General features: G+C 70.8%; 19 protein-coding genes and 1 other RNA gene. 7 read left to right on the forward strand and 13 right to left on the reverse strand.

Going from position 1 to position 18969, the window contains the following annotated elements; translation table 11 throughout:
- The first annotated feature begins 77 nt into the window (after positions 1-77).
- Positions 78-407, forward strand: a complete 330-nt coding sequence (locus ACTJJZ_RS07825; RefSeq protein WP_440720612.1) for a carboxymuconolactone decarboxylase family protein — start codon at positions 78-80, stop codon at positions 405-407.
- Positions 404-868, forward strand: a complete 465-nt coding sequence (locus tag ACTJJZ_RS07830; protein WP_440720613.1) for a cupin domain-containing protein — start codon at positions 404-406, stop codon at positions 866-868. Before ACTJJZ_RS07825 ends, ACTJJZ_RS07830 begins: the two co-directional genes overlap by 4 nt.
- Before the next feature lie 34 nt (positions 869-902).
- Here ACTJJZ_RS07830 and ACTJJZ_RS07835 read toward each other — a convergent pair whose 3' ends face one another.
- A complete protein-coding gene (locus tag ACTJJZ_RS07835; protein WP_440720614.1) occupies positions 903-1256 on the reverse strand; it encodes a metalloregulator ArsR/SmtB family transcription factor in 354 nt (117 codons plus the stop codon).
- A gap of 83 nt (positions 1257-1339) precedes the next feature.
- Here ACTJJZ_RS07835 and ACTJJZ_RS07840 point away from each other — a divergent pair, with 83 nt between their 5' ends.
- Together ACTJJZ_RS07840 and ACTJJZ_RS07845 are read left to right on the forward strand one after the other, a co-directional pair.
- The gene (locus ACTJJZ_RS07840) at positions 1340-2662 is read left to right on the forward strand and encodes an NAD(P)-binding domain-containing protein (RefSeq protein ID WP_440720615.1); all 1323 of its coding nucleotides are present in this window, start codon (positions 1340-1342) and stop codon (positions 2660-2662) included.
- A gap of 91 nt (positions 2663-2753) precedes the next feature.
- The gene (locus tag ACTJJZ_RS07845; RefSeq protein WP_440720616.1) at positions 2754-3065 is read left to right on the forward strand and encodes a DUF7882 family protein; all 312 of its coding nucleotides are present in this window, start codon (positions 2754-2756) and stop codon (positions 3063-3065) included.
- Here ACTJJZ_RS07845 and treZ read toward each other — a convergent pair.
- The 7 genes from treZ to hflX all read right to left on the reverse strand — a co-directional run bounded on the left by treZ (position 3060) and on the right by hflX (position 12381).
- Complete coding sequence (gene treZ / locus ACTJJZ_RS07850) at positions 3060-4832, reverse strand: malto-oligosyltrehalose trehalohydrolase (RefSeq protein ID WP_440720617.1); 1773 nt, start codon at positions 4830-4832, stop codon at positions 3060-3062. The genes ACTJJZ_RS07845 and treZ overlap by 6 nt on opposite strands.
- Entirely contained in the window at positions 4829-7177 is a 2349-nt protein-coding gene (treY, locus tag ACTJJZ_RS07855) for a malto-oligosyltrehalose synthase (protein WP_440720618.1), read from the reverse strand. Before treY ends, treZ begins: the two co-directional genes overlap by 4 nt.
- Positions 7174-9384 carry a glycogen debranching protein GlgX gene (gene glgX / locus ACTJJZ_RS07860; protein WP_440720619.1) on the reverse strand — a complete coding sequence of 737 codons (2211 nt, stop codon included), beginning with the start codon at positions 9382-9384 and terminating at the stop codon, positions 7174-7176. The genes treY and glgX overlap by 4 nt, the downstream gene beginning before the upstream one ends.
- Entirely contained in the window at positions 9381-9641 is a 261-nt protein-coding gene (locus ACTJJZ_RS07865) for a hypothetical protein (RefSeq protein ID WP_440720620.1), read from the reverse strand. The genes glgX and ACTJJZ_RS07865 overlap by 4 nt, the downstream gene beginning before the upstream one ends.
- A gap of 227 nt (positions 9642-9868) precedes the next feature.
- Positions 9869-10238: a transfer-messenger RNA gene (gene ssrA / locus ACTJJZ_RS07870) on the reverse strand.
- Between the two features lie 183 nt (positions 10239-10421).
- Positions 10422-10763 carry a hypothetical protein gene (locus ACTJJZ_RS07875; RefSeq protein WP_440720621.1) on the reverse strand — a complete coding sequence of 114 codons (342 nt, stop codon included), beginning with the start codon at positions 10761-10763 and terminating at the stop codon, positions 10422-10424.
- 112 nt (positions 10764-10875) lie between these two features.
- The gene (hflX, locus tag ACTJJZ_RS07880) at positions 10876-12381 is read right to left on the reverse strand and encodes a GTPase HflX (RefSeq protein WP_440720622.1); all 1506 of its coding nucleotides are present in this window, start codon (positions 12379-12381) and stop codon (positions 10876-10878) included.
- 75 nt (positions 12382-12456) lie between these two features.
- Here hflX and ACTJJZ_RS07885 point away from each other — a divergent pair, with 75 nt between their 5' ends.
- Positions 12457-13098 (forward strand): class I SAM-dependent methyltransferase, encoded by a 642-nt coding sequence (locus ACTJJZ_RS07885; RefSeq protein ID WP_440720623.1) that lies wholly within the window; start codon positions 12457-12459, stop codon positions 13096-13098.
- A gap of 84 nt (positions 13099-13182) precedes the next feature.
- On the opposite strand, the gene dapF is transcribed toward ACTJJZ_RS07885, so the two are convergent.
- Positions 13183-14055, reverse strand: a complete 873-nt coding sequence (gene dapF, locus ACTJJZ_RS07890) for a diaminopimelate epimerase (RefSeq protein WP_440720624.1) — start codon at positions 14053-14055, stop codon at positions 13183-13185.
- A gap of 169 nt (positions 14056-14224) precedes the next feature.
- On the opposite strand from dapF, the gene ACTJJZ_RS07895 reads away from it, so the two are divergent.
- Together ACTJJZ_RS07895 and ACTJJZ_RS07900 are read left to right on the forward strand one after the other, a co-directional pair.
- Positions 14225-14845, forward strand: a complete 621-nt coding sequence (locus ACTJJZ_RS07895; protein WP_440720625.1) for a ClpP family protease — start codon at positions 14225-14227, stop codon at positions 14843-14845.
- A gap of 1 nt (position 14846) precedes the next feature.
- Complete coding sequence (locus ACTJJZ_RS07900) at positions 14847-15530, forward strand: ClpP family protease (protein WP_440720626.1); 684 nt, start codon at positions 14847-14849, stop codon at positions 15528-15530.
- Here ACTJJZ_RS07900 and ACTJJZ_RS07905 read toward each other — a convergent pair.
- From ACTJJZ_RS07905 to miaB, 4 genes are all read right to left on the reverse strand, one after another.
- Positions 15512-15865, reverse strand: a complete 354-nt coding sequence (locus ACTJJZ_RS07905; RefSeq protein ID WP_440720627.1) for a helix-turn-helix domain-containing protein — start codon at positions 15863-15865, stop codon at positions 15512-15514. The genes ACTJJZ_RS07900 and ACTJJZ_RS07905 overlap by 19 nt on opposite strands.
- A 114-nt stretch (positions 15866-15979) precedes the next feature.
- The gene (locus ACTJJZ_RS07910) at positions 15980-16429 is read right to left on the reverse strand and encodes a GNAT family acetyltransferase (RefSeq protein ID WP_440720628.1); all 450 of its coding nucleotides are present in this window, start codon (positions 16427-16429) and stop codon (positions 15980-15982) included.
- Positions 16422-17390: a tRNA (adenosine(37)-N6)-dimethylallyltransferase MiaA gene (miaA, locus tag ACTJJZ_RS07915; protein WP_440720629.1), complete on the reverse strand. Its 969-nt coding sequence runs from the start codon at positions 17388-17390 to the stop codon at positions 16422-16424. The genes ACTJJZ_RS07910 and miaA overlap by 8 nt, the downstream gene beginning before the upstream one ends.
- Positions 17387-18937, reverse strand: coding sequence for a tRNA (N6-isopentenyl adenosine(37)-C2)-methylthiotransferase MiaB (miaB, locus tag ACTJJZ_RS07920; RefSeq protein WP_440720630.1), 1551 nt, complete (start codon positions 18935-18937; stop codon positions 17387-17389). Before miaB ends, miaA begins: the two co-directional genes overlap by 4 nt.
- Between the last annotated feature and the right edge of the window lie 32 nt (positions 18938-18969).

An 18969-nucleotide genomic window follows, 5' to 3' on the forward strand; every position in this document is an offset into this window, starting at 1 on the left:
AGGGACTCCCTGCGCGCCCGGGAAAGGCGTTGTATGGACGCAGTCCCGATGATCCATTGCGAGCTGAGGAGAGAACGATGACCGAGACCACCGGCTGGACCGGCGGGAAGAACGCCTTCGGCGACTTCGCGCCCGGCCTGGTGCACTACACCGACCGGGTCCTCTTCGACGAGGTCTGGGAGCGCGAGGCGCTCTCCAAGCGCGACCGCAGCCTGGTCACCGTCTCCGCCCTGACCGCGCTGGGCAAGCTGGATCAGCTCCGCTTCCATCTCGCCTTCGCGCGGCAGAACGGCGTGAGCGACGAGGAGCTGAAGGAGGCCCTCCTGCAGCTCGCGTTCTACTCCGGCTGGCCCAACGGCATGGGCGCGACCGCCGTGCTGAAGAGCATCATCGAGGACGAGGGATGACCGAGAAGAGAGACCGAGGAGACACCATGACCGACGACGGCTTCGACCAGATCTTCCCGCTCGGGGAGCCGAACGACGCGTACGCCCAGTACTTCATCGGGCAGAGCTACAACGCCCCGCTGACCGGCGGAAGCGTTCCCGTCGCCAACATCACCTTCGAGCCGGGCTGCCGCAACAACTGGCACGTCCACCACGGCACCGAGGGCGGCGGCGACCAGATCCTCATGTGCACGGCCGGCAGCGGCTGGTTCCAGGCCGAAGGCGAGGATCCGATCAGCATGCAGCCGGGCAGCGTGGTCCGCGTCCCCGCCGGCACCAAGCACTGGCACGGTGCGAAGGCCGGATCGTGGTTCAGCCACCTCGCCTTCATCACCCCGGGCGGTGACGTCCGCAACGAATGGCTCGAGCCGGTCGCCGACGAGGAATACGACAGGCTCGCGCAGAGCGGAGACCACGCATGAGCATGCGCGCGAGACCCGCACACTCGCCAACGGATCACGAAGCGGCGAGAACCTGCGTGACCCTCTCGAGAGCGTCAGGGACGAGCCGGTAGTACGCCCACGTGCCGCGCTTGGAGCGGGTGAGGTATCCCGCCTCGGCGAGCACCTTGAGGTGGTGGGAGACAGTCGGCTGGGACAACCCGACCGGGTCGACGAGGTCGCACACGCACGCCTCCTGGTTCTCGCTGGAGGCGACGATCGACAGCAGCCGCAACCGAGCCGGATCCGCGAGGGCCTTGAGGCGGCCGGCGAGCTGCTCGGCGTCGTCCTGGCCGAGAGGCTCCTTGACGAGCGGGACGCAGCACGCCGTCTTCGCGGAGACATCGGCGACCTCGAGCATGGAAACCATACATCGATGATAGTCGATATTGACACTCGTCGATAGATACGTCCATACTTGCATCGACGTTCATCGATGCGACGGAGGTTCCGATGGTCACACTGGTCGATCTCACTCGCCGGCCCGCCGCGACCGACCGGCTGGCGACGCTGCCGGTCGTGATCATCGGTGCCGGCCCGATCGGTCTCGCCGCCGCCGCGTATCTGGTCGAGCGGGACATCGACTTCACGATCCTCGAGGGCGGCGGCCGGGTCGCCGCGTCCGTCCGGCTCTGGGGGCACACGCGCCTCTTCTCCCCCTGGAAGCACCTGGTCGATCCTGCGTCCATCCGGCTCCTGGAAGCAGCCGGATGGACGATGCCCGTGGACGAGGGACGCGCGCCGACCGGGCAGGAGCTCGTCGAGGACTACCTGATCCCGCTCGCGGAGCTTCCCGCGATCGGCTCGCGGATCCGGTTCGGGCAGCGGGTCGTCGCAGTGTCCCGCGAGGGCATGGACCGCACCCGCACCGCCGGGCGCGCACAGACGCCGTTCCTGCTGCGCGTCGCGCACGCAGACGGGCAGGTCACCGAGACGACGGCGCGGGCGGTGATCGACGCGTCAGGGACCTACACCTCGCCGAACCCGCTGGCCTCCTCCGGCCTCGCGCCGCTCGGGTTCGAGCAGGTGGCCGACCGGGTCCTGCACGCCTTGCCCGATGTTCTCGGCACGGACCGTGACCGGTTCGCGGGCCGGCACACGGTGGTGGTCGGTGCAGGGCACTCGGCGGCGAACACCGTCATCGCGCTCGGCGCTCTCGCCGGCGACGAGCCTGGCACCCGGATCACGTGGGCCATCCGCAACACGTCCGCCGTCCGGGTGTCGTCGTCTGCGGACGATGAGCTCCCGGATCGGGCGAAGCTGGGCGCCCGCGTCGGCCGGCTCGTCGCCTCCGGGACGGTGTCGCTGGTCGACTCGTTCGAGATCTCGCGCGTCGAGCCCTCCGGCACCGGCGTCCGGCTGACCGGCGCACGGCACGGCGAGCCGGTGTTCCTGGACGCCGACCTCGTGGTGAACGCGACCGGTTTCCGCCCCGATCTGGACCTGCTCCGCGAGCTCAGGCTCGAGCTGGACGACGTCGTCGAGGCCCCGAAGCGGCTGGCCCCGCTGATCGACCCGAACATCCACTCCTGCGGCACGGTCGAACCGCACGGGTACCGCGAGCTCGCGCACCCCGAGCACGGGTTCTTCATCGTCGGGATGAAGTCCTACGGCCGCGCGCCGACGTTCCTGCTCGCCACCGGCTACGAACAGGTCCGCTCCGTCGCCGCGTGGATCGACGGGGACATGGCCGCGGCGTCGCGGGTCGCGCTGACGCTGCCGGCGACCGGGGTCTGCTCCACCGGCGACAGCAGCGGCGGCTCCTGCTGCTCATGACCCCGCCCGGCCGCACGCCGATCTGCGCCCTCCCGGCCGAGATCCTGCGACGGGCCTGGGGAATGCCGCGGAACAGGCATACCGTGGGGCGATGGGTACCCTCTTCTACGACAACTCCGGCCGCTCCATCGAGATGGACGACATCGTTCTCGCCCACTTGAAGGTCGTGATCGCCACCAAGCTGCGTCGTAACGAGAGCTTCACCCTGTCCTGGCAGCACGACGAGGAGGAGCCCGGCGGGAGGTCAACGATCTGGCTGCACCCCGCCATACCGCTGATGTTCCAGTTCGACGATCCGAACCCGCCGGAGCTGGACCCGCGGCGGATCCAGGAGTACGCGGACTCGGCGAACACCTCCGGCGGCATCCTCATCCCGGACGGGCACGTGCGCGCAGGATCATGAAGGATCGGCCCGGCCGCTCCTGACGATCGCCGCCGAATCCGGTCCGAGGGCGAGCGCCTCGCCGTCCCGCTCCGGCGACCTGGTCGACAGCAGGACCTCGTGGCCCGGCGGGACCGGGAAGGAGACAGGTTCCGCGGTCAGGTTCACGAGGACCTCCAGCCCGCCGCGGCCGATGCGCCAGGCGCGCCGCGCGGGTCCGCCGTCGACGACCAGGGTCACTTCGTGCGTGGAGGTGGCGGGGTCCGTGAGTTCGGGGCAGGAGCGGCGCAGGGCGATCAGCTCCCGGTGCAGCGCGAGCAGGCGATCGTGCGGAGGCGCGGCGACCTCGCCCCAGTCGAGATGCGAACGCACGAAGGTCTGCGGGTCCTGCGGATCGGGGACGATGTCCGGATCCCAGCCCATCCGCGCGAACTCGGCGATCCGTCCCTCCGCGGTCGCACGGCCGAGCTCGGGCTCCGGGTGCGCGGTGAAGAACTGCCACGGGGTGGAGGCGCCCCATTCCTCGCCCATGAACAGCATCGGCGTCCCCGGCGCGGTGAGCACGAGCACGGCGGCGACCGCGAGCCGGTCCGGCGAGAGCGCGGCGCTCAGCCGGTCCCCGACGGCGCGGTTGCCGATCTGGTCGTGATCCTGCGCGAACGTGACCAGCCGCCAGGCCGGCACCTCCGCAGGGATCGGCGCACCGTGCGGGCGTCCTCGGAACGTGGAGAACGTGCCGTCGTGGAAGAAGCCGCCGCGCGTGACCTTCCCGAGCGCGTCCGGGGCGGCGAAGTCCGCGTAGTAGCCGTTGGTCTCGCCGGTGAGCGCCACGTGGACGGCGTGATGCCAGTCGTCCGACCACTGGGCCGTGAGCCCGTACCCGCCCGCCTCGCGGGGCAGGATCAGGGTGGGGTCGTTGAGGTCCGACTCCGCGATGAGGGTGAGCGGGCGGCCCTGCTGGGCGGAGAGGGCGTCGACGCGCTCCGCGAGCTCCTTCAGGATGTGGGTCGGCTGCGTGTCGTGCAGCGCGTGCACGGCGTCCAGCCGCAGCCCGTCGACGTGATGGTCGCGGAGCCACATCAGCGCGTTCTCCACGATGAAGGATCTGACCGCGGGCTGGTCGAGATCGATCGAGTCGCCCCAGGTGTTGCGAGAGCCCTCCCGCAGGTACGGGCCGAACTCCGGCAGGTAGTTGCCGCTCGGGCCGAGATGGTTGTACACGACGTCCTGGATCACGGCGAGGCCACGGGCGTGCGCGGCGTCGACGAAGCGCTGGTAGGCGTGCGGGCCGCCGTATCCCGCGTGCACGGCGTACCAGAGCACGCCGTCGTATCCCCAGTTCCACGCCCCGTTGAACGCGTTGACCGGCAGCAGCTCGACGTGCGTGACGCCGAGGTCGGCGAGATGGTCGAGCCGCTCGATGGCGGAGTCGAGCGTTCCCTCCGGCGTGAACGTGCCGATGTGCACCTCCGAGATCACCGCCCCGGCGAGCGGGCGTCCATGCCAGGAGCCATCCGTCCAGGCGAACGCGCGCGGGTCGAAGAAGGCCGACGCCTCGTGCACGCCGTCGGGCTGCCAGCGCGAACGCGGATCCGGCCGCAATCGCTCGTCATCGCCGAGCAGGTACCCGTAGCGATCGCCCTCACGCAGCCGGACGTCGCCGTGCCACCATCCCGCGCATCCGTCGTCCTGCGCAGGGACGAGCGCTCGCTCCTCGCGCGTCCCGCCGGTCTCGTCGAGCACGCGCAGACGCACTCGTCCGGCGCGCGGCGCCCAGACGGCGGTCATCGCTCGTCCCGCAGCAGGGCGACCGGATAGTCGGCCAGCAGATCGGCGATGCGGACCGAGCCCGAGGCGAACCGCCGCCCCGTCAGCACGTCGACGGCCGGCAGCTCCGAGCGGAGCAGCGCGGTGTCGCGCCAGCCGCCCGCTGCGGCCAGACCGACCGGCAGCCTGGTCGCGACCGCCGTCACTCCCCCGCGGTCCACGGCGACGACGTGCGCGGCGGCCGCGCCCGCCGTGGCGACCGGGCGATAGACCTCGAACAGCTCCGGATGGTCCCGGCGCAGCCGCAGGACGCGCGACGTCACCAGCAGCTTGGCGAGGCCGGTGTCGTCGACGGGCGGCAGCTCGCCGCACGCGACCTGAGCGTCCAGACGGGCCAGCAGCGTCCGGCGCTCGGCGAAGTCCACAGCGCGGCGGTTGTCGGGATCGACCAGGGACAGGTCCCACAGCTCCGTGCCCTGATAGACGTCGGGGACGCCCGGACCGGTCAGCTGCAGCAGTTTGGCGGAGAGCGAGTTCGATCGGCCGAACCCGACGATCTCGTCGACGAAGCCGGCGACGACCTCGCGGGCCGCCCCGTTCGCCGCCTCCGCGACCCGGGCGAGCCCGGCCTCGAACTCGGCGTCGGGATCCTGCCACCCGGTCGCCTCTGCCGCCTCCCTGGCCGCCTTGGTCGCGTACGCGAGGAGCCGATCGGACGGGATCGGCCAGGCGCCGACCGCCGCCTGCCAGAGCAGCGCGTCGAGGGGTCCGTGGCCGGTGGTCGCGATCGCGCGCAGGTCCTCCAGTACGGCGGCCCAGCGCTCCGGCACCTCGGACAGCACGGCGAGGCGGGCCCTGACGTCCTCGGAGCGCTTCGTGTCGTGGGTGGACAGCGTGGTCATCGAGTGCGGCCAGGCCGCGAGACGTGCCTGCTGCGCGGAGTGGAACTCCGCCGGCGTGAGCGCAGGGGCCGAGGGGTCGCCGCCGACCTCGGTCAGCGTGCCGAGCCGGGTGAAGCGGTAGAACGCGGTGTCCTCGACGCCCTTGGCCATCACGGCGCCGCTCACCTGAGGGAACCGCTGGGCGATCTCCGTGGCGGGGTCGAGGAGCAGCGGTTCGAGCTCCGCGATCGCGGTGCGCAGATCGGGGCGGCGGCGCACCGCCTCCGCGATGGCCGCTCGCAGATGCTCCGCACCGGCGGGCAGGTACGTCCGGTACACCGGGAAGCAGGCGAGCAGCTCGGCGAGGGCGTCCACCGCTCCCACGATGCCGAAGGGAAGAACCTTCACGAGACGACGCACCTCGGACTGGAGCAGCTCGTCGGCGACCATCCGCTTCGTGTCGTGCGTGAGATCGGGCCAGGACGGCACCGGCGGCAGCCCCGTCTCAGCACGAAGCTGTGCGTCCAGCTCCGTCAGCGCGTCGACGCCGGAGGGATCGATCAGGAGCCGGTCGAACTCGACGAGAGCCTCGTAGCCGGTGGTCCCGTCGGTGCGCCACCACGAGGGCAGCTGTTCGCCGGGCTCGAGGATCTTCTCGACGAGGGTGTAGACGGCGCCGGTGGCGTCCGCGAGCCGTTCCAGGTAGCCGGTGGGGTCGGCGAGCCCGTCCGGATGGTCGACGCGGATGCCGTCCACGAGACCCTCGCGCACCCAGCGGAGGATCTCGGCGTGCGAGCGGGCGAAGACGTCGGGCAGCTCCACCCGGATCGCGGCGAGGTCGGAGACGGCGAAGAAGCGCCGGTAGTCGAGCTCGGTGTTCTGATCCTTCCAGTACCGCAGGTCGTAGTGCTGCGCCGCGATCAGCGCGCGGAGGTCGTCGCGGAGCGCGGCTGTTCCGGGCGCGAGCGGAAGGACGTGATCGAAATAGCCGAGTGTGCCGTCCGGGGCGTCGTCGGCCGGCGTCGGGTCCACGACGAACCGCCCGTCGGCGATGGCGTCGTCCAAGGAGGAGCCGAGGATCGGCAGGGTCACCTTTCCGCCTCCGCGGCGCCAGTCGATGTCGAACGCGACGGCGTGCGGCGACTCCCGGCCGAGCCGGAGGACATCCCACCACCACGGGTTCTCCCGAGGCGCGGAGACCCCGACGTGGTTCGGCACGACGTCGACGAGGACGCCCAGGCCCTGATCGTGGGCGCGGGCGGCGAAGGCCCGCAGGCCTTCGCGTCCTCCCCGGGCGGGATCCACACGGGAGTGGTCGACCACGTCGTAGCCGTGATCCGACCCCTGCGTCGCGGCGAGCAGCGGGGAGACGTAGACCCAGGACGCGCCGAGGTCCCGGAGATAGGTGACCACGTCCGCGGCGGCCGTCAACGGGAACGAGGGGCTGATCTGCAGACGGTACGTGGAGCAGGGGCGTCGGGTCATGCGCGGCTCTCCGGTTTCGGTGCGGGGGCGGGCGGCTCGGCGAGCTGGTCCTGGATGCGCAGAGAGGCCTCCACGGAATCGTCGTGGACGCTCTCCGAGTCGTCGCTCTGCCGGAGCACCAGCAGGGAGCCGGCCGCGATCGCGGTGCCGGCGCCCGCGGCCAGCGGCGACGAATCATCGACCTCCCCGGCGGTATCCACCACGACGTCCCAGCGTTCGCCGTGGCGAGCATCCGGCAGGACGAGATCGACGCCGCCGGCCCCGCTGTTGAAGTAGACGAGGAAGTTCTGGTCCGTGATCGCGCGCCCCTGGCGGTCCCGCTCCCGGATCCCCTGGCCGTTGAGGAACATCCCGACCGCGAGGCCGAACCCCGAGTCCCAGTCCTCCGGTTGCATCGGACGTCCGTCCGGGCGCAGCCACACCACGTCCGGAACGCGCGCGCCATCCTCCTGACGCACCGGGCGGCCGTCGAAGAAGCGGCTGCGGCGGAAGGTCGGGTGCAGCCGGCGCAGCCGCGCGAGGGCGGCGGTGAACTCGATCAGCGGAAGGTCGGCGGCATCCCAGTCGACCCACGTCGACTCGTTGTCCTGCGCGTAGCCGTTGTTGTTTCCTCGCTGGGTGCGGCCCATCTCGTCGCCGTGCGAGATCATCGGCACGCCCTGCGACAGCAGCAGCGTGGCCAGGAAGTTCCGCTGCCTCCGTGCGCGGCGCCGGTTGATCTCGGGGTCGTCGGTCGGGCCCTCGACGCCCATGTTGTCGGAGCGGTTGTTGGATTCGCCGTCGGCGTTGCCCTCGCCGTTCGCCTCGTTGTGCTTCTCCGTGTAGCTGACGAGGTCGCGCAGGGTGAAGCCGTCATGCGCGGTGACGAAGTTGATCGACGCGACAGGGCGACGCCCGGAGTGCTCGTAGAGGTCCGCGGACCCGGTCAGCCGGGACGCGAACTCGCCGAGCGCCTGCGGCTCCCCGCGCCAGAAGTCCCGCACCGTGTCGCGGTACTTGCCGTTCCACTCCGACCACTGCGGTGGGAAGTTCCCGACCTGATAGCCGCCGGGACCGACATCCCAGGGCTCGGCGATGAGCTTCACCTGGGAGACCACCGGATCCTGCTGCACCAGCTCGAAGAACGTCGCGAGGCGGTCGACGTCGTAGAACTCGCGCGCGAGGGTGGACGCGAGGTCGAAGCGGAAGCCGTCGACGTGCATCTCGGTCACCCAGTAGCGCAGGGAGTCCATGATGAGCTGCAGGGCATGCGGGTTGCCCGCGTTCAGGCTGTTCCCCGTGCCGGTGTAGTCGGTGTAATAGCGGCGGTCCTTCTCGAGCCGGTAGTACGCCTCGTTGTCGATGCCGCGCATCGAGAGGGTCGGGCCGAGGTGGTTGCCCTCCGCGGTGTGGTTGTAGACCACGTCGAGGATGACCTCGATGCCGGCGGTGTGCATCGCCTGCACCATCGCCTTGAACTCCTGCACCTGCTGGCCCCGCTCGCGACCGGCGGCGTAGGCGTTGTGCGGCGCGAAGAAGGCGAGCGTGTTGTAGCCCCAGTAGTTCGAGAGCCCCTTGTCCTCGAGCGCGCTGTCGTGGACGAACTGGTGCACCGGCATCAGTTCGATCGCGGTGGCCCCGATCCGGGTGAGGTGCGCGATGATCGCCGGGTGCGCGATCCCCGCATACGTCCCGCGCAGACGCTCGGGCACGTCGGGATGCCGGACGGTGAGACCCTTCACGTGGGCCTCGTAGATGACGCTCTGCGCGTAGGGGGTCTTCGGAAGTCGGTCGCCCGACCACTCGAAGAACGGGTTGATGACGACACCTTTGGGCATCAGCGCCGCGGAGTCCTCGTCGTTGCGGGAGTCCGGATCGCCGAAGTCGTAGCCGAACAGCGCCTGCCCCCAGCGCACCCTCCCGTCGACCGCCTTCGCGTACGGGTCGAGCAGGAGCTTGTTCGGGTTGTACCTCTTCCCGGTCGCCGGATCGTAGGCGCCGTGCACCCGGTAGCCGTACAGCTGCCCGGGTTGCACTCTCGGGAGGTATCCGTGCCAGACGTAGGCGTCGACCTCGAGGAGCTCGACGCGCTCCTCGTCGCCCTCATCGTCGAACAGGCACAGCTCGACGCGCTCCGCTCCCTCGCTGAAGAGGGCGAAGTTCGTCCCCTGGCCGTCGAAGGACGCGCCGAGGGGGTGCGCGGAGCCGGGCCAGACCTCCGGGTTCATCCGTGGGTCCGGGACGACCGGGCCCGGGCCGCGCGTTCCTGCACGAGCCGCACCGAGGCGTCGAAGTCGTGGAGCTGGGCGATCTCGATCGCCTTCGCGTACGGGTGTCCCAGGTAGCAGACGAAGAGCGGCGGCACGACGTCAACGTACCCGATCGTGCTCTCCAGCAGAACCGCGTAGCGGTCGATGTCGACCAGCTCGTAGGCCGCCGGCCCGAGCTCGTCCTCCGTGCGGATCCGGCTGATTCTCACGGTCATGATCTCGTCCCCTCTCGAGGGGGCGCATACCCGGCCTCGTGTCAGACGATAGGGACAGTGTTCTCGTACCACCATGGCGTTGACGCGACGCCTGCCAACCGCTATGCGTCACGGAACCCGGAAGCACCGGTTCGCGTTACGGGCTGCAGGAGGGAATCCCCCGAACAGGAAAACCCCAGGTCACACTGACCTGGGGTTTCCTGTTCCATGACATCGCGACAGCGGTTCGGTGGAGCTGGGGGGAATCGAACCCCCGTCCAACGCTGAGTCTCCACGCCTTCTCCGGGCGCAGTCTGTGCAGACGTTCTGCTCGGCTCCGACCTTTGTCACAGACACCTAAGTCGACAAGCCCAGCCTGGGAAGAGTCCCGTACGACGTCCAGACGCCGTCGCACAGCAAGATTCCTAGATGACGCCAGGATCCGTATCGGAATCACATACGGCCTGACGGACTATCGGGCTCGCTTACGCAGCGAGGGCGAAGTCAGTGCGCTTTGCGTTGGCACTTATTGTTTTGCAGGGAGCGTTCACGAGATAACCCTGCATCCTCGGCCCGCTTCTCGTGGATTCACAGGCGCTGTCGAAACCGATCAGCCCCGTGGTCCTTCTTGCGAAGGAGCCGCTGTCGCACTATGGAATTACCAGCGGGCGCACACGCGCCCGAGCATCACAGACTACAACGGTTCGTGCGCCTTCGCCATTCCCCGGCCCGGGAGCACCGGCGCCTCGGAGCCAGGCTCCGAGGCGTCGTCGCTGCACCGCCGACGGCGATGTCGAGCGGTCACTCCCCGGGAGCGTTCCCGCGGCACGCCATTCCCGGCGATGGCACGTAGGCCTTGAGTCCGGCCTTCACGAACGATCCGTAGGACTGCACGCCGTGATACCTGTCCACGCCGCCGGGGCTCTGGTTGCCTCGCACCGCGATCGCGTCGTCGTCGAACCCCGGAGGGTTGTTCTCGAGCGCGTCCGCTTTGTCGAGGCCTGAATATGCGCATTCCGACGAGGCGTGCGCCGGCCCGGACGTCGGGTCCCCGTTCCCGGTGTACTCACCGGCATAGGCCGCGCTGGATCCTGCTGCAACGAGCCCCAGCGCGATCGCACAGCCGATCGCCAATCGTTTCATCAGTCGGTCCTCCTTCACAGTGTTCTTCCCCAAGGCGCGACGCGGAGATGCGTCGCGATGCGCGCATCCTACGCGCGTGCCGGGCGTGCGGGAAGAGAGGACCGACAGTCCGTCAGACCGAGAACGGGGCGAGCTCTGCGGCGAGCCGCTCGCTCACGTGCGCGTGGATCCTGGTGCCGTTCTCCTCGTGCGCGACCTCGAGCAGCAGCCCGCTCTCGTGCACGGCGGCGACCAGGTCGCCCCGGTCGTAAGGCACCACGGCGCGGATCTCGACGGCCGGCATGGGCAGGATCGCGTCGATCGCGGCGCGCAGGTCCTCGATGCCCTCGCCGGTCCGCGACGACACGAAGTGCGCCCCGGGGACCAGCCCGCGCAGCACCATCCGCTCGTCCTCGTCGAGGAGGTCGGCCTTGTTGAAGACGACGATCTCGGGGAGGTCGCGCGCACCCACGTCGCCCATGACGTCGCGGACGGTCTTGATCTGCCCGGCCGGATCCGGGTGGGATCCGTCGACGACGTGCACGATGACGTCGGCGTCACCGACCTCCTCGAGCGTGGAGCGGAACGCCTCCACCAGCTGGTGCGGCAGGTTGCGCACGAACCCGACGGTGTCGGTGAGCGTGTACACCCGGCCGTCGGCGGTCTCCGCACGGCGCACGGTCGCGTCCAGCGTCGCGAACAGCGCGTTCTCGACCAGCACGCCGGCGCTCGTGAGGGCGTTCAGCAGGCTGGACTTGCCGGCGTTGGTGTACCCCGCGATCGCGACGGAGGGGATCGTGTGGCGCTTGCGCTCGGCGCGCTTGGCCTCGCGTGCGGGCTTGAAGTCGCGGATCTGCTTGCGCAGCATGGCCATCCGGGTGCGGATGCGGCGACGGTCGAGCTCGATCTTCGTCTCACCCGGTCCGCGCGATCCCATGCCCGCGCCGCCGGCGCCGACCTGGCCACCGGCCTGCCGGCTCATCGACTCGCCCCAGCCGCGCAGACGCGGCAGCAGGTACTCGAGCTGCGCGAGCTCGACCTGGGCGCGGCCCTCGCGGCTCTTGGCGTGCTGGCTGAAGATGTCGAGGATCACCGTGGTGCGGTCGATGACCTTCACCTTGACGACGTCCTCCAGGGCGCGACGCTGGGACGCGGCGAGCTCGGTGTCGGCGATCACGGTGTCGGCGCCGACCGCGGCGACGATGTCCTTGAGCTCCTGCGCCTTGCCGCGACCGAGATAGGTCGCGGGATCCGGATGCGGACGGCGCTGCAGCAGCCCGTCCAGGACCACGGCCCCGGCCGTCTCGGCGAGCGCGGCGAGCTCGCGCAGCGAGTTCTCCGCGTCGTCCTGCGCCCCCTGCGGGTACACCCCGACGAGCACGACGTTCTCCAGACGGAGCTGCCGGTACTCGACCTCGGTGACGTCCTGGAGCTCGGTGGAGAGCCCGCCGACACGACGCAGCGCGTGGCGCTCCTCGAGGTCCCACTGTTCGCCGTCGGCCGACCCGTGCCCGGCGGTCGCGGTGTCCTGCAGAGCCTGCGCGGATCCGAAGACGTGCGATTCCGCACGCCGCTCCGCTGCGGCCAGAACGCGCTCGACCGCGTCGTCGTGTTCGTCATGTGTTGTGGACTGCGTCATCCGCACCTTTCTTGTGCCCGCCGAAATCGGTCGGGCGCCTTAACTTTAGCTGGGAGTGTCCGGTACGCTCGCTCCATGGGCTCGGACCACTACTTCACTGCGGCTCCCGCCAGCCCCGAGAACCTCCGCAGGATCAAGGTCACGCTCGCGGGCCGAGAGGCCGAACTCACCACCGCGGCCGGTGTTTTCAGCCCGGATCACGTGGATGTCGGCACGTCCGTGCTCCTCGCGAACACGCCGCCGCCCCCTCCGAGCGGCCACCTGCTCGATCTGGGCTGCGGCTGGGGGCCGATCTCCCTGTCCCTCGCGCTCGCGTCCCCGCACGCCACCGTCTGGGCCGTCGACGTGAACGAACGGGCGCTCGATCTGGTGCGCCGCAACGCCGCCGAACTCGGCCTCCACAACGTCAACGCCGTCACGCCCGAAGATGTTCCCGCCGACGTGTCGTTCCGCACGATCCGCTCCAATCCGCCCATCCGCGTCGGCAAGAGCGAGCTGCACGACCTCTTGGAGCGCTGGATCCCGCGCCTCGACGAACGCGCAGACGCCTGGCTCGTGGTGAGCCGCAACCTCGGCGCCGATTCGCTGCAGCGCTGGATGGCGTCCACCTTCGACGGCGGCTACAGCGTCTACCGCGCCACCACGGGCCGCGGCTTCCGGGTGCTCAAGGTCCGCCGGCACGGCACGCCGCCGACGGAGGGCATCGCGCTGCCCTAGAGCCGCTCGATCGAGGGGCGCTCGCTGTCGACGGGAACCCCATCGCCGTCGCACACCACGGGGCGGGTGTCCTCCGGCGCCAGGTCAGGCGAGGTCGATCTCGCCGGAGTAGGCGAGCTGCGCGGGTCCGGAGAGGAACGCGTGCTCGCCGTCCGCGGCGGGCGCCATGCGCACGCCCAGCGTGCCCCCCGGGACCTCGACCGTCCACTCGTCCGGCGCGCCGGCGCCGGCCCAGTGCCGCACCGCCAGCGCGGTCGCGACCACGCCGGTGCCGCAGCTGAGCGTCTCGCCGACGCCGCGCTCGAACACGCGCATCCGCACCCGGCCGACCCCATCCTGCACGAGGGGCTCCGCAGGCACGACGAACTCGACGTTCGCGCCGTGCTCGGGCATGGGGGCGAGCTCGGGACCGTGCGCGAGCTCGAGGCCGTCCAGCTCGGCGTCGGACGCGATCGCGACCACGACATGCGGGTTGCCGACGTCGATGCCGAGTCCGGGCCGCGGCACGCTCAGGCCCGTCGCCCGCGCGAGCGGGTCGTGACCGGAGAGCCGCCAGGGGCCGATGTCGACGCGGTAGCCGTCCTCGCTGCGGGTCACATCGCGCACGCCGGCGCGGGTGCCGATCGGGAGGGATCCGCCCTCCGCAAGCTCCGCGAGGCCGGTGCGCAGCAGATAGTGCGCGAACACCCTGGCACCGTTGCCGCACATCTCGGCGACGGATCCGTCCGCGTTGCGGTAGTCCATGAACCACTCGGCCGCGGGGTTCTCGGCGAGCGCGGCAGCGCCCTCCGGAAGCGCTGCGGAGCGGACGACGCGCAGCAGGCCGTCGCCGCCGATGCCGAAGTGGCGATCGCAGAGGGCGGCCACCTGCTCCGGGGTGAAGTGCAGCGCGCCGTCGGGGTCGGCGACGATGACGAAGTCGTTGCCGGTGCCGTGCCCCTTGGTGAATGCGACCATGCGTCGATTCTAGGGCGGAGCGTGTGTGCCGATCGCGCCGGACGCCGGCCGGCGACCGGTGGCCCTTCGTCTCGCTCCGTCCGGAGTCCGAAGAGTCGTCCGCCGTGGGCGGATCCGCCGGAGGCAGATCCGCTCGCCTCCGCGGCGATGCCGGGCGCACGCTGAGGGCATGACCGACGAACAGACCCGCAACCTCTTCGACGCCGACACCCGCCGGATGCTGTTCGCGCGCCGGATCCTCGTCCTCGACGGGGTCCTCGACGACGACAACGGCGTGCTGCTGATGGCGCAGCTGCTCGCCCTCGCCGCAGACGATCCCACCGCGGAGGTCACCCTGTGGATCCACTCCCCCGGCGGATCCGTCCCGGCGATGCTCGCGATCCGCGATCTCATGCGCACCGTCCCCTGCGGCGTGGCCACCGTCGCGTTCGGGCTCGCCTGCAGCGCGGGCCAGTTCCTGCTGTCCGCAGGCATGAAGGGCCGGCGACGCGCGCTGCCGCACAGCCGGATCCTGCTGCATCAGGGATCGGCCGGCATCGGCGGCACGGCGGTCGACGTCGAGCTGCAGGCCGCGGATCTGCGGCACACCCGCGACACCGTGCTCTCCCTGATCGCGGAGGACACCGGCCAGCCGATCGAGCGCGTGTTCGAGGACTCGCTGCACGACCGCTGGTACAGCGCCGAGGAGGCGCTCGCCTACGGCTTCATCGATGAGATCGCCACGGACTTCGCCGCGGTGCTGCCGCCACTCACCCGCCGAAGCATCGGCCTGACCGCAGAAGGAGCCTGAGATGGCCTCGTTCCTCGTCCCCAACGTGATCGCGACCTCGCCCCGCGGAGATCGCGTGCTCGACGTGTACTCGCACCTGCTCTCCGAGCGGGTGATCTACCTCGGCACCCCGCTCGATGCCGACGTCGCGAACGTGCTCGTCGCTCAGCTGCTGCACCTCGACTCCGAGGGCGGCGACCGCGACATACAGCTCTACATCAACTGCGAGGGCGGCGACCCCAGCGCCATGCTCGCCGTCTACGACACGATGCGGTTCATCCGCTCGGACGTGGCGACGTTCTGCGTCGGCCAGGCCGTGGCCGTCGGCGCCGTGCTGCTCGCCGCGGGCGCGGCCGGCAAGCGCGCCGCACTGCCGCACGCCCGGGTGATCCTGCACCAGCCCGCGGCGCAGGGGCGCGGCACGATCCCGGACCTGATCCTGCAGGCGGACGAGGTGGTGCGGGTGCGCGACGACCTCGAGCGGATCCTGGTCGCGCACACCGGACAGACCGCCGAGCGTCTGCGCGCAGACACGGATCGCGATCTCGTGCTGACCGCCGAGGGCGCTCGCGAGTACGGGCTCGTCGATCAGGTCGTCGTGCAGTCTCCTCCGATGCGCCCTGCGCGCACGATCGACGGCGCCGGACGCCCCGCCGGCGGGGCTCCGCACGAGGACGGAACGACGGCTCAGGCGGCTAGCGCGTAGGCCGCCCGGCCGACGGCGGGCGAGAGCTGCGCCGCCCGCCCGTCGGGCCCCGCGGATCCGGCGATCCGCTCCGCCACGCCGAGGGTGAGGTCGAGCAGTGACAGCTCGAGGGCGCCGGAGACCGCGGCCAGCATCTCGCTGGACGGCTCCTTGCGCCCGCGCTCCATCTCGGACAGATACTGCGGCGAGACGCCGGCCCGGCGCGCGGTCTCGGCGAGGGTCTCACCGCGGTCGGCACGGGCGTCGCGGAGCAGCTCGCCGACCACCGAACGCCAGAGCCGCTCGGGTTCACCGGGGCTGCGAGCGGTGCGCGGATCCTCATGCATCGTGGTCATGGCGCCATGCTAGGCAGGCGGTTCCGGAGCGCGCGAGCGGATCCGCTCTGAGCAGAATCGAGGGGTCCGCGCCGTCGCGGCGGATCCGCCGGATGCCGGGTCCGCCGCTTCTGCTCAGGCGTCGGCGATGAGGCGCTTGCCGGTGTTGCTGACGGTGAAGCGCTCGTAGCCGAGCGCGTCGTAGAAGCCCAGCACCTGCTCGTTGCCCTCGCGGACCATGAGCTGCACCTTCGGGCAGCCCATCGCCCGCAGCAGCCGCTCGGACTCGGCCACGAGCGCCCGTCCGATCCCCGCGCCCCGCCGCTCCGAGGTGCTCGCGAGGTAGTACAGCCAGCCGCGGTGCCCGTCATATCCCGCCATGACCGAGCCGACGATCCGAGCGGTGCCGTCGGCCGGAGCCGGCTCTTCGGCGACCAGGAAGAGCTCCGGCCGCACGGCGAGCTTGCGCTCGATGTCCGCACGCGGGTCGTTCCACGGCCGGGTCAGTCCGGCGTCCTCCCAGAGCGCGATCACCGCCTCGGTGTCGCCGCGCTGGAAGGCTCGGATCCCGAAGCCGTCACTCATGCATCGTCTCCCGTTCCACGATCCCGGACATGTCCACCGACTCCCGCGCGTCGAGCCACTCCGCCTCGGCGTACCGCCGGAACCAGGACACCTGCCGCCGGGCGTACCGGCGGGTGAGGGCCTGGGTCTCGGCGATCGCCTCGTCCTGCGCGAGCGTCCCGGAGAGCTGCGCCAGGGCCTGCGCATAGCCGATCGCGCGGCGGGCCGTCGTGCCCTGTTCGAGGCCGGCCGCGCGCAGCCGCTCCACCTCGTCCACCATGCCCTGCGCCCACATCCGCTCGACCCGGCGATCCAGACGCTCGACCAGGGCGGCGCGGTCGACGCCGAGTGCGAGCACCCGGGTGCGCGGCGCCCACGGCACGGGCTGCGCCGGCAGTGCGGCGCCGTGCGTGCTCTCCCCCTGGGCCAGCACCTCGAGCGCTCGGACGATGCGCCGGCCGTTCTTCGGGTCGATCCGGGCCGCGGTCGCCGGGTCCTGCTCCTGCAGGCGGGCCAGCAGAGGCACAGGACCGTGCTCCGCGAGCTCGGCCTCGAGCCGTGCGCGCAGGGCTTCATCGCGGGGCGGGAAGCGGAAGTCGTAGAGCACGCTGGAGACGTAGAGGCCGGATCCGCCGACGACGATCGCGTCGGCGCCGCGCGCGTGGATCGCCTCGATGGCGCTGCGCGCCCGCGGCTGATACCAGGCGACCGCCGCGTCCTCGGTGACGTCGAGCTCGTCGAAGAGATGGTGCGGGATGCCGCGGCGCTCCTGCGCCGGCAGCTTGGCGGTGCCGATGTCCATGCCGCGGTAGAGCTGCATGGCGTCCGCGTTCACGACCTCGGCGCCGATGCCGTGCTGGCCGAGCGCCTCCGCGAGATCGAGCGACAGATCGCTCTTGCCGGTGCCGGTCGCGCCGACGATCGCCCAGAGACGCGGCGACCTGGTCTCCGCCTGCGAGACCGCAGTCGGATCCGCGCTCACACGCCGACGCGCAACGTCGGCAGCCCCAGCGACACCGCCCGGGGCGCGCCGTCGGCGGCCGGTGCGGCCGGGACAGCGCACGACTCGGCCTGCGCCCGGTCCCAGGCGTCCCCGCCGCGCGTGCGCCGGATGCGCAGCGGTGCGCCGTCCGGCGCGTCCGCGAGCAGGTGGAACGGAGCCGCGTGGGTGATCGTCACGGTCACCACGTCGCCCGGACGGGGCCGATCCGATCCCTCGGGCAGCTCGAAGTGCACCAGACGGTTGTCCTGCGCGCGCCCCGTGAGGCGGTGCGTCTCGGCGTCCTTCTTGCCCTCGCCGACGGACACGACGACCTCGACCTCTCGGCCGAGCTGCTTCTGGTTCTCCTCCAGGGAGATGCGCTCCTGCAGCGCGATCAGACGGTCGTAGCGCGCCTGCACGACCTCCTTGGGGACCTGGTCCGCCATGGTGGCGGCGGGTGTGCCCTCGCGGATCGAGTACTGGAACGTGAACGCGCTCGCGAAGCGGGCCTGCTCCACCACCCGCATCGTGTCCTCGAAGTCCTCCTCCGTCTCGCCGGGGAAGCCGACGATGATGTCGGTCGAGATCGCCGCGTTCGGGATCTTCGCGCGCACCCGGTCGAGGATGCCGAGGAACTTCTCGCTGCGGTAGGAGCGGCGCATGGCGCGCAGGATCCGGTCGCTGCCGGACTGCAGCGGCATGTGCAGCTGCGGCATCACGCTCGGCGTCTCGGCCATGGCGTCGATGACGTCGTCGGTGAAGGCCGCCGGGTGGGGACTCGTGAAGCGGATCCTCTCCAGCCCGTCGATCTCGCCGGCGGCGCGCAGCAGTTTGCCGAACGCCTGCCGGTCGCCGAACTCGACGCCGTAGGAGTTCACGTTCTGGCCGAGCAGGGTGACCTCGATCGCCCCGTCCTCGACGAGCAGGCGGATCTCGTTCAGGATGTCACCGGGCCGGCGGTCCTTCTCCTTGCCGCGCAGGCTCGGCACGATGCAGAACGTGCAGGTGTTGTTGCATCCGACCGAGATCGACACCCAGCCGCTGTGCGCCGAGTCACGTCGCGTCGGCAGAGTGGAGGGGAAGACCTCGAGCGACTCGAGGATCTCGAGCTCGGCCTCCCCATTGTGGCGGGCGCGTTCGAGCAGTCCGGGCAGGGACCCCATGTTGTGCGTGCCGAAGACCACGTCGACCCAGGGCGCCTTGTCGAGCACGGCCTGCTTGTCCATCTGGGCGAGACACCCGCCGACGGCGATCTGCATCCCGGCGTGCTTGTCCTTGCGGGACTTGAGGTGCCCGAGCGTGCCGTAGAGCTTGCCCGCGGCGTTGTCGCGCACCGCGCAGGTGTTGATGATGACGATGTCGGCCTCGTCGTCCGCCTCGACGCGGACGTAGCCGGCGCTCTCCAGAGAGCCGGAGAGTCGCTCGGAGTCGTGCACGTTCATCTGACAGCCGAAGGTGCGCACCTCGTAGGTGCGCGGACGCCCGGTCTCATCGTGCGCGGCCGCGGAGGGCGCGATGATCGTGGGTTCGCTCAGGGGAATGGTCATGATGACAGCCATTCTACTTTCGACGTCCGCAC

This window comes from Microbacterium sp. 22242, from assembly GCF_052045495.1.
In the GTDB taxonomy this organism is placed as follows: domain Bacteria; phylum Actinomycetota; class Actinomycetes; order Actinomycetales; family Microbacteriaceae; genus Microbacterium.

Excerpts from the sequence above, each read along its gene's own strand:
- ACTJJZ_RS07825 (WP_440720612.1), top strand. The coding sequence starts at position 78 with ATGACCGAGACCACCGGCTGGACCGGCGGGAAGAACGCCTTCGGCGAC.
- ACTJJZ_RS07830 (WP_440720613.1), top strand. The coding sequence starts at position 404 with ATGACCGAGAAGAGAGACCGAGGAGACACCATGACCGACGACGGCTTC.
- ACTJJZ_RS07835 (WP_440720614.1), bottom strand. The coding sequence starts at position 1,256 with ATGGTTTCCATGCTCGAGGTCGCCGATGTCTCCGCGAAGACGGCGTGC.
- ACTJJZ_RS07840 (WP_440720615.1), top strand. The coding sequence starts at position 1,340 with ATGGTCACACTGGTCGATCTCACTCGCCGGCCCGCCGCGACCGACCGG.
- ACTJJZ_RS07845 (WP_440720616.1), top strand. The coding sequence starts at position 2,754 with ATGGGTACCCTCTTCTACGACAACTCCGGCCGCTCCATCGAGATGGAC.
- treZ (WP_440720617.1), bottom strand. The coding sequence starts at position 4,832 with ATGACCGCCGTCTGGGCGCCGCGCGCCGGACGAGTGCGTCTGCGCGTG.
- treY (WP_440720618.1), bottom strand. The coding sequence starts at position 7,177 with ATGACCCGACGCCCCTGCTCCACGTACCGTCTGCAGATCAGCCCCTCG.
- glgX (WP_440720619.1), bottom strand. The coding sequence starts at position 9,384 with ATGAACCCGGAGGTCTGGCCCGGCTCCGCGCACCCCCTCGGCGCGTCC.
- ACTJJZ_RS07865 (WP_440720620.1), bottom strand. The coding sequence starts at position 9,641 with ATGACCGTGAGAATCAGCCGGATCCGCACGGAGGACGAGCTCGGGCCG.
- ACTJJZ_RS07875 (WP_440720621.1), bottom strand. The coding sequence starts at position 10,763 with ATGAAACGATTGGCGATCGGCTGTGCGATCGCGCTGGGGCTCGTTGCA.
- hflX (WP_440720622.1), bottom strand. The coding sequence starts at position 12,381 with ATGACGCAGTCCACAACACATGACGAACACGACGACGCGGTCGAGCGC.
- ACTJJZ_RS07885 (WP_440720623.1), top strand. The coding sequence starts at position 12,457 with ATGGGCTCGGACCACTACTTCACTGCGGCTCCCGCCAGCCCCGAGAAC.
- dapF (WP_440720624.1), bottom strand. The coding sequence starts at position 14,055 with ATGGTCGCATTCACCAAGGGGCACGGCACCGGCAACGACTTCGTCATC.
- ACTJJZ_RS07895 (WP_440720625.1), top strand. The coding sequence starts at position 14,225 with ATGACCGACGAACAGACCCGCAACCTCTTCGACGCCGACACCCGCCGG.
- ACTJJZ_RS07900 (WP_440720626.1), top strand. The coding sequence starts at position 14,847 with ATGGCCTCGTTCCTCGTCCCCAACGTGATCGCGACCTCGCCCCGCGGA.
- ACTJJZ_RS07905 (WP_440720627.1), bottom strand. The coding sequence starts at position 15,865 with ATGACCACGATGCATGAGGATCCGCGCACCGCTCGCAGCCCCGGTGAA.
- ACTJJZ_RS07910 (WP_440720628.1), bottom strand. The coding sequence starts at position 16,429 with ATGAGTGACGGCTTCGGGATCCGAGCCTTCCAGCGCGGCGACACCGAG.
- miaB (WP_440720630.1), bottom strand. The coding sequence starts at position 18,937 with ATGACCATTCCCCTGAGCGAACCCACGATCATCGCGCCCTCCGCGGCC.